The 7,448-nt window shown below is 38.1% G+C and carries 6 protein-coding genes and 1 tRNA gene; 1 reads left to right on the top strand and 6 read right to left on the bottom strand.

Annotation, left to right across the window (positions count from 1 at the left end):
• Positions 1-175 precede the first annotated feature (175 nt).
• The 6 genes from trmL to LD272_RS21150 all read right to left on the bottom strand — a co-directional run bounded on the left by trmL (position 176) and on the right by LD272_RS21150 (position 5,979).
• Positions 176-649, bottom strand: a complete 474-nt coding sequence (gene trmL, locus LD272_RS21175) for a tRNA (uridine(34)/cytosine(34)/5-carboxymethylaminomethyluridine(34)-2'-O)-methyltransferase TrmL (RefSeq protein WP_226038583.1) — start codon at positions 647-649, stop codon at positions 176-178.
• Between the two features lie 158 nt (positions 650-807).
• Positions 808-1,671, bottom strand: coding sequence for an amidase domain-containing protein (locus LD272_RS21170; protein WP_226038582.1), 864 nt, complete (start codon positions 1,669-1,671; stop codon positions 808-810).
• A 120-nt stretch (positions 1,672-1,791) separates the two neighbouring features.
• Positions 1,792-2,325, bottom strand: a complete 534-nt coding sequence (locus LD272_RS21165) for a methylated-DNA--[protein]-cysteine S-methyltransferase (protein WP_226038581.1) — start codon at positions 2,323-2,325, stop codon at positions 1,792-1,794.
• A 77-nt stretch (positions 2,326-2,402) separates the two neighbouring features.
• Positions 2,403-3,542: a tRNA epoxyqueuosine(34) reductase QueG gene (gene queG, locus LD272_RS21160; protein WP_226038580.1), complete on the bottom strand. Its 1,140-nt coding sequence runs from the start codon at positions 3,540-3,542 to the stop codon at positions 2,403-2,405.
• Positions 3,543-3,624: 82 nt separating this feature from the next.
• Positions 3,625-5,334 carry an ABC-ATPase domain-containing protein gene (locus LD272_RS21155; RefSeq protein ID WP_226038579.1) on the bottom strand — a complete coding sequence of 570 codons (1,710 nt, stop codon included), beginning with the start codon at positions 5,332-5,334 and terminating at the stop codon, positions 3,625-3,627.
• Between the two features lie 571 nt (positions 5,335-5,905).
• A tRNA-Gly gene (locus LD272_RS21150) sits at positions 5,906-5,979 on the bottom strand.
• Positions 5,980-6,233: 254 nt separating this feature from the next.
• On the opposite strand from LD272_RS21150, the gene dat reads away from it, so the two are divergent.
• Positions 6,234-7,088 carry a D-amino-acid transaminase gene (dat, locus tag LD272_RS21145; protein ID WP_226038578.1) on the top strand — a complete coding sequence of 285 codons (855 nt, stop codon included), beginning with the start codon at positions 6,234-6,236 and terminating at the stop codon, positions 7,086-7,088.
• The last annotated feature ends 360 nt before the right edge of the window (positions 7,089-7,448 follow it).

Genomic DNA, 7,448 nt, shown 5'->3' with positions numbered 1-7,448 from the left:
TTTTGCCTCCGGCTTCCTTCAGATTCTATCTCACGATAGACACCCTTGCCATTGGCTAACAGTTCCTACTGCCAAGCCTGTAGTGGACTTTCACCACCAAGTTATAGCCCATGCCGGGCGCACAATAAAAAAGAGGCCACGATTTAATAATCGAGGCCTCTTTTTTATTTGAAAACTAGTCCAGTCCTGGGAAACCTTGCTGCTTTAATACATCATAAATAATGATTGCTGCTGTATTCGACAAATTTAATGACCGAACTTTATCTGTCATATGGATTCGCAAACATTTATCTTCTTTTCCTTCCAAAAGTTCTTTGGGAATTCCGTTTGTTTCTCTTCCAAACACAAAGAACAGTTCTTGCTCAGACTCGCCAAAATTAAAATCGGTATAATACTTGGTTCCAAAATTTTCAATATAATAGAAATCGCCTGTAGGATTTTTCTCATACAATTCGTCCAACGAATCATAATACCTTATATCTACATTGTGCCAATAATCAAGTCCAGCTCTTCGAAGCATTTTATCTTCTGTTGAGAATCCAAGTGGACGGATTAGATGGAGCACTGTATTCGTTGCAAGGCATGTACGGGCAATATTCCCTGTGTTCGCAGGTATTTCTGGTTGAAATAATACAACATGTATAGCCACTTTCTTCACCTCGAGTTACATATTAACTTGATTATTATAGCACACCTTGACTTCCTATCAAGAAAGCAAAAAAAACGAAGCAGCTATTCCGGGCATTATTGACCGATATACTGCTTTGTGTCCTTTAGAAATTCCTCTTTCCCCGTTTAATATACATCTCAATCACCAATTCTAAAGAATTTATACTTACAAGCAGAAGTCCATGCATGGGAATCTTCATAAGACCAGAAGCGATGTCGGCTATTGATTGTATGTGCATTAACAAGCGGGTAACCGTCACTATTTTTTTCTACAACAATTGTATTGTGATCCCATTTACTATCGCCTTGAAAATCATAGCAAATAACGTCACCTGGCCTCAAATCTTTTGGACTATCTAATTCTTTCCCTTTTAAGCCTTGATTTGATCCACTTAAATACCATCTCAATGAATGTGCGACGGCCCAACTGTGACTACAATTTCCGTTTTCAAACCACCAACCATTCGTTTTATTTGGAGCACCGCGCATGGTAGCTCCTCCAGCATGAATGCACTGTGATACGTAGTTTGTACAATCATTTTCAAACTTCTTATACCCCGGATTGTAATCATTCCACCATCTCTCCGCATATTGAACCGCTGCCAGACGATCGTATTTAAACCTAGTCTCTCTCACGTCTTCATCGCCTAATGGCTCAATAGTTAGTGATGAATCCTCATCACTTGATTTTACAACAGCTTCATCTGAAATTAACCTTTCTTTGTAGAATAAAGCCCGATGGATTCTTTCTTCTTCCTCATGATAGAAAAAGTCACCGTTTCTTACAAAAAAGGTCACCCCTAAACTGTACTCGACTGTCCTCTCATGAGCGCCTGATTGATAGCTTCTAAAGATTTTCCCTTTACCAGTTATACGCGCGATCTTGCTACCTCTTTGTTGATGTAATAACATCTTATCACCAATCCAATTAGGTAATTCACTATCTCTATCTTCCTCCAAACGGTTCACCCAATACACTCGTATTTGCTCACTAATATTCATTTACTTATCACTCCTCTCCTTCAACATATGAAGATTTTAAAGAAGGAATGATTCGAACAGCCATTGTTACGACTTAAATTGTAGTTAACCTTATTTAATGAAAGATAGCTCCGTCTGATATTAATCAATATCAATCGGAGCTTTTTCTAATTTTAATAAATACTTTTTTTTATCCAAACCACCATTGTAGCCAACCAACGATCCATTGCTGCCAATAACTCGATGACAGGGTACAATAACAGCTAACGGATTCTTATTGATTGCACCGCCAACAGCTCGAACTGCCTTAGGTGCTTGAATACTTTTTGCTATATCTTTATAAGACAATGTCTTTCCATACTCAATTTCATCATACATTGCTCTCCAAACCTTCTGTTGGAAATGTGTACCATAAAAATGAAAACCCAATGAAAATTGTTGTCTTTCTCCATTAAAATATTCAATAATCTGCTGTTTTGCATGTGCTGTTTTATCATTTTCCTTGATAAGATTTGGGTCTAATAAATGCCTCTTACACCATGAATTATATAGAGGTACCAAATCTTTTACACTGCCAAAATCAATTCGACAAAGGGTTTCATCTACCATTAGAATTGTCACCTGTCCGATTGGTGTCTCAAGCTCATCATAAAACAACAAGGCATTTTCACGCATCAATAATCCCTTCTTCCTTTTTTCTTTATTGTACAGTAATAACTACTAGAAGAAGGACTATTTGAACGTTTGCAGATTTAACTATAAATAGATTGAAATTCTAGTCCTTTTTCCATTTCCACAATTACTTGCTCATCTGATTCTAGCTCTATTGCAGTTTTTATAGCTTCAAATGCTTCTTCCGTACCAATTTTACCAAGGGCCCATGAGGCAGTTCCTCTGATCACTGGTCGTGGATCGGTTTGCATTACTCGTATTAACTCCCCAACCGCTGATTTTTCTTTATAGTGAGCTAAAGCAATAATTGCATTTCTTTGAATTGGTTTTTTTCCACGCCATGAACCAGCCATTGCACCAAATTTCTCTTTGAATTCCCGATTAGAAATGGACAGTAACGGTACCAACTTTGGTTTAACCAGTTCTGGATCTGGTTCTAATTCTTGGTGCAAATGAAAATCAATGTGTCTATTCTTCGGACAAACAACCTGACAAGTATCAAATCCATACAATTGATTGCCAATAATAGTTCGATACTCATCATCAAGAAAGTCTTTTGTTTGTGTTAGAAAAGCAATACATTTTTGCGCATTTAAACGCCCGCCTTCTACTAATGCACCAGTAGGACAGTTATCAATACACTTCGTACATTCCCCGCACCCATCATCTACTGGTTGGTCAGACGGGAAAGGGATATTGGTTATCATTTCACCTAGATAAACATATGAGCCAAACTCAGGCGTAATAATCGCACAGTTTTTTCCACTAAAACCAATTCCAGCTCGTTCTGCTACAGCCCGGTCCGACAACTCACCAGTATCAACCATGGGCTTATACTCAAAGCCTTCCAGTTTCTCTTTGATAAATGCTCCTATTAGCTCTAATTTTTCCCGTAACACATGGTGATAGTCTTTCCCCCACGATGCCCTACAAAAAAGACCTCGACGGTCCCCTTTAACACTTTTAGGCGCATTTTTAAGCCTCGAAGGGTATGCAATCGCAATCGCAATAATTGATTGGGCTTCTGACATTAATCTAACTGGCTCCGTCCGTTCCTCAATACTTCCTTTTTCAAAACCAGATTTAAAGCCAGAATCTTCTTGAAGTTTTAATCTAGATTTTAATTCAGCGAATTCATCTGCTGGTGCAAAACCTATTTTATCAACACCAATACTTTTACTATATGCTATAATTTCCTGTTTCAACGTTTGATATGCCATCCAAGGTTACCCCCTTCCCTAATTTGGTGTTCAATTCTATTTTTGAAAACTTGTCAATTCCTAATCTAGCTCATTAAATAAGCTAGGAGTTATCTTTAACTTTTGCAGTTCGTAACCTGTTTAGTGTTGCCGCAATTTCGAACCGACGTGGTCTTGCTATATCTCCTGGATGCTGGTTAGGAAATGGCGCAAAGGACTCAATACCTTTTTGATCGAACTGCGCTTCAACTTTATCCAATAATTGAGATAAGGTTTGGTTTTTAGTTAACCATCTATTTTCATCTATAAATCTTATAATATCAGCAATCAGCCTAGTTTGAGAACTATCTACTAATTGTTCTACATAGTGTAGGGAGATATCTGTTTTACCCATGATAATTGTCGTTTTATTTTTCGCTTGAATCTTAGATTTATTACCACGTTTCATTTGAATACTAGTAGGCAAGAACTGACGATTTGGGACTTTGCCAAATTTCTCATTACCTTCCATAGTGCGTGTATTCGGATGTTTATTGGCAATTGTTTTCGCCTTATCTGTTACATTAAATGGATTGTATTGATCCATCATAATCACCTGATCTGCTACGTCAAAGTAATCACCTGATCCACCCATAACTAAAATCGTTGATATATCTAATTCGGATTTTAATTGTTTCACCTTATCAATGAAGGGTGTGATTGGTTCTTTTTCCTTAACAACTAACTCCTGCATTCTTAAATCACGAATCATAAAATTAGTTGCACTGGTATCCTCGTCAATTAGTAGTGTACTCGCACCTGCTTCAAGAGACTCCACAACATTTGCCGCTTGAGAAGTGCTACCACTAGCATTCTCCGTTTGAAACTGAGTTGTATTTTGCTTATGAGGTAAATCACTGATAAAAGAAGAAATATTAACTGTCGTTACCTGTCTACCGTCCTCTGCACGGATCTTGACTGCATTTGGATCAGTCAGAACAAATTCTCTTCCATCTCCTCTGATATGATGATACACCCCTCGTTCCATCGCATTCAACAGGGTACTTTTACCATGATATCCACCACCAACGATAAGCGTAATTCCTTTTTTCAAAGCCATGCCTGTAATTGGCTCTTGTTGGTGAGGGAGATCAATCGTCACGCGATTAATTTCCGGACTAAAGAATGGCACTGCATCTTTTAATGGTTTATTACTAACCCCGCTCTGTCTCGGGAGAATTGATCCATCTGCAATAAAAGAAATCCAATCATTTTCTTCCATTTTTTTTCGAATAGATTGATGTTGATCAGCTAACTTTGTTGACGCCTCTATTTGCTCATCTGTAATAGTAAAAATCGAATTAGTTACTATTTTAGGAATGGCTTGGAAGAATAGCTTTTCAGCATCCTTACCATTAATTCGACGGCCATTAGCAGGTAGTCCTACTGTTAAACAAATTGTCACATGGTTAGGATCAAGCGAAACTGCACTTCTATCAATAATCTCTTGGCCTGGTGCGTCAATAGCTATCAATCCGCTTTTACCTGTACCTTTACTATGAATAGTATTATCGTTAATTGCGTTGGAAACTGAACGAGCAATGGTATCTTCTGCGTAGTATTTTCGACTTGGATTGTTTTTCCACAGTTCTTTTATTTTGCGATACGCATCTGGAATAATAACTCTGATTTTTGACGGAGTAGCAAATGGATCGCCTTGAACATAATCAATCATGATTTCATAACGATGGAAAGAATATCTACCTTGAATTGTTTTATATGCCTTATAACTTTTTCCATCTATTTGCTGCAGTAAGCCCTGTAACTGTTTCATATTGCTACCACCTTTTTAAGCATTTAAGAATTCTCCTTCGAACGGAAGCCTTATCCCGACTGAAGGTTATGTTCTATGTTACGTACTTTAGATGTCATGATTATACTATCAACTAAAGTTAAGATCCTCATAACATTACACGTTTTTAGAATACAAGTTGCTGGAGGTTATTTTCAAGTGTTGGGAGATGAATTTATAAAGAAAAGCAAGAAAAAAATTGGAAATGAGTGGTTTCGAGAGGGGACACGAGAAGTAGTCTGAAAATATCGCAGCCGGCGGAGCGTTGACGTGGCTAACTTTGGAATTAATTATCCACAGCAGCCATTTATAATTTCCTAGACCAGAACAAAAGCGTAAGCGCCTTGCTCACCTCCGACAAGCTTAAGACAAGCCTCGGCGTGGCGCTTTTTACCACAGAGAGGATTGTCTTAAGACCTCGAGGGGGTAGGCGCCGGAGCGTTGACGTGGCTAACTTAGACCACAGAGCAGTCTATTTTATAATTTCCTAGGCCAAAATAAAACGCAATGCTTCGTTGCCAATCAACGAAACACTGCGTTGCTCACATAAGTATGGAGCGGGTGAAGGGAATTGAACCCTCGACATCAGCTTGGAAGGCTGAGGTTTTACCACTAAACTACACCCGCATTTTGTTCATTCAGTTCCCTGTATTTCTTGTCAATTAATCTCCCAAAAAGAAGGGATGTTTATTATTATAGCAACCAACTAAATTATATGCAACAGAAAATCCGCTTTTTTTGTCGAAAAAAGTCCTAAAATATATTTATGCACTTAAAAACACCTACAAATCAGTCTCGTCCACAATTCTAAGATATAGGATAATCAAAAATAATTTGTTATAATTCACATGGAAGCACAATATCAAGGGGGCAATAATTTAATGAAAGTTTATCCCAATGTTTTATCTCAAAACGATATCATCGATCAAAAGCTTTTAACATATTCCTTCCAAGAACGTGGATTACAATTTGGAGATGGTATTTATGAAGTCATTCGAATTTATCAAGGTACTTATTATTTACTTACTGAACATATAGACCGTCTTTTTCGCTCAGCGGAGGCTATTAAACTCCAACTCCCCTTTAGTAAATCTATGGTAAAAAAACAGTTAGAAAGCTTATTAAAGGTAAATCAAATTACAAGTGATGCAAAAGTGTATATGCAGATTACTAGGGGAACAGCGATTAGGAATCATATTTTTCCTAATGTAGAAGCAAATTTCTACGCTTATGCGCAGGAACTGCCACGCCCCCTAGACCTTTTAACAACAGGTGTTGATACAATCATTCAACCTGATGTCCGTTGGCAAAATTGCTATATTAAAAGCTTAAATCTACTTCCCAATGTACTAGCCAAACAAAATGCTTATGAGCAAAACTGTTTTGAAGCAATTTTTCACCGAAATGATGTTATTACTGAATGTAGTTCATCAAACCTCTATATGGTGAAAAATGGAACGATTTATACTCATCCAGAAACAAACAATATTCTTCATGGCTGTGTTCGTCAGCGCATAAAACAATTAGTAGCAGCTTTAAAGGTGCCACTTATTGAAGAAGCTTTTACAATAGAACAACTCTATCAATCTGATGAGCTTTTTCTTTCTAGTAGCACAGCAGAAATTATGCCCATTATCCATGTAGAAGGCAAACAAATTTCCGATGGGAAACCCGGACCGACAACCAGAATTCTACAAAGGGCATATGAAAAAGATGCAAAAATATCTGAACAATAACTTTTGTAACGTAGCTTCCTGTATTCAACCACAGGAAGCTACTTTTTTTAAACCTACAACGTTTCCTAGATTATAAGCATTCTATTCTTCGCAGTTGATAGACGTAACCTGGTTAGGATTTGCTTTCATCTAAATAAATCGAGTGCAACTGAGTGAGAATAAATCCGGGGTGAGCGCGCATTCCGGGACGCTGAGTGAGAATAAATCAGGGTTGAGCGCGCATTCCGGGACGCTGAGTGAGAATAAACCCGGGGTGAGTGCGCATTCCGGGACGTTGAGTGAGAATAAATCCGGGGTGAGCGCGCATTCTGGGGCGCTGAGTGAGAAAAAATCCGGGGTGAGCGCGCATTCCGGGACGCT

This window comes from Aquibacillus saliphilus (assembly GCF_020404745.1).
GTDB lineage: Bacteria > Bacillota > Bacilli > Bacillales > Amphibacillaceae > Aquibacillus > Aquibacillus saliphilus.
Note: the sequence above shows the minus strand (reverse complement) of the source record. Positions and strands in the feature narration are given on the sequence as shown.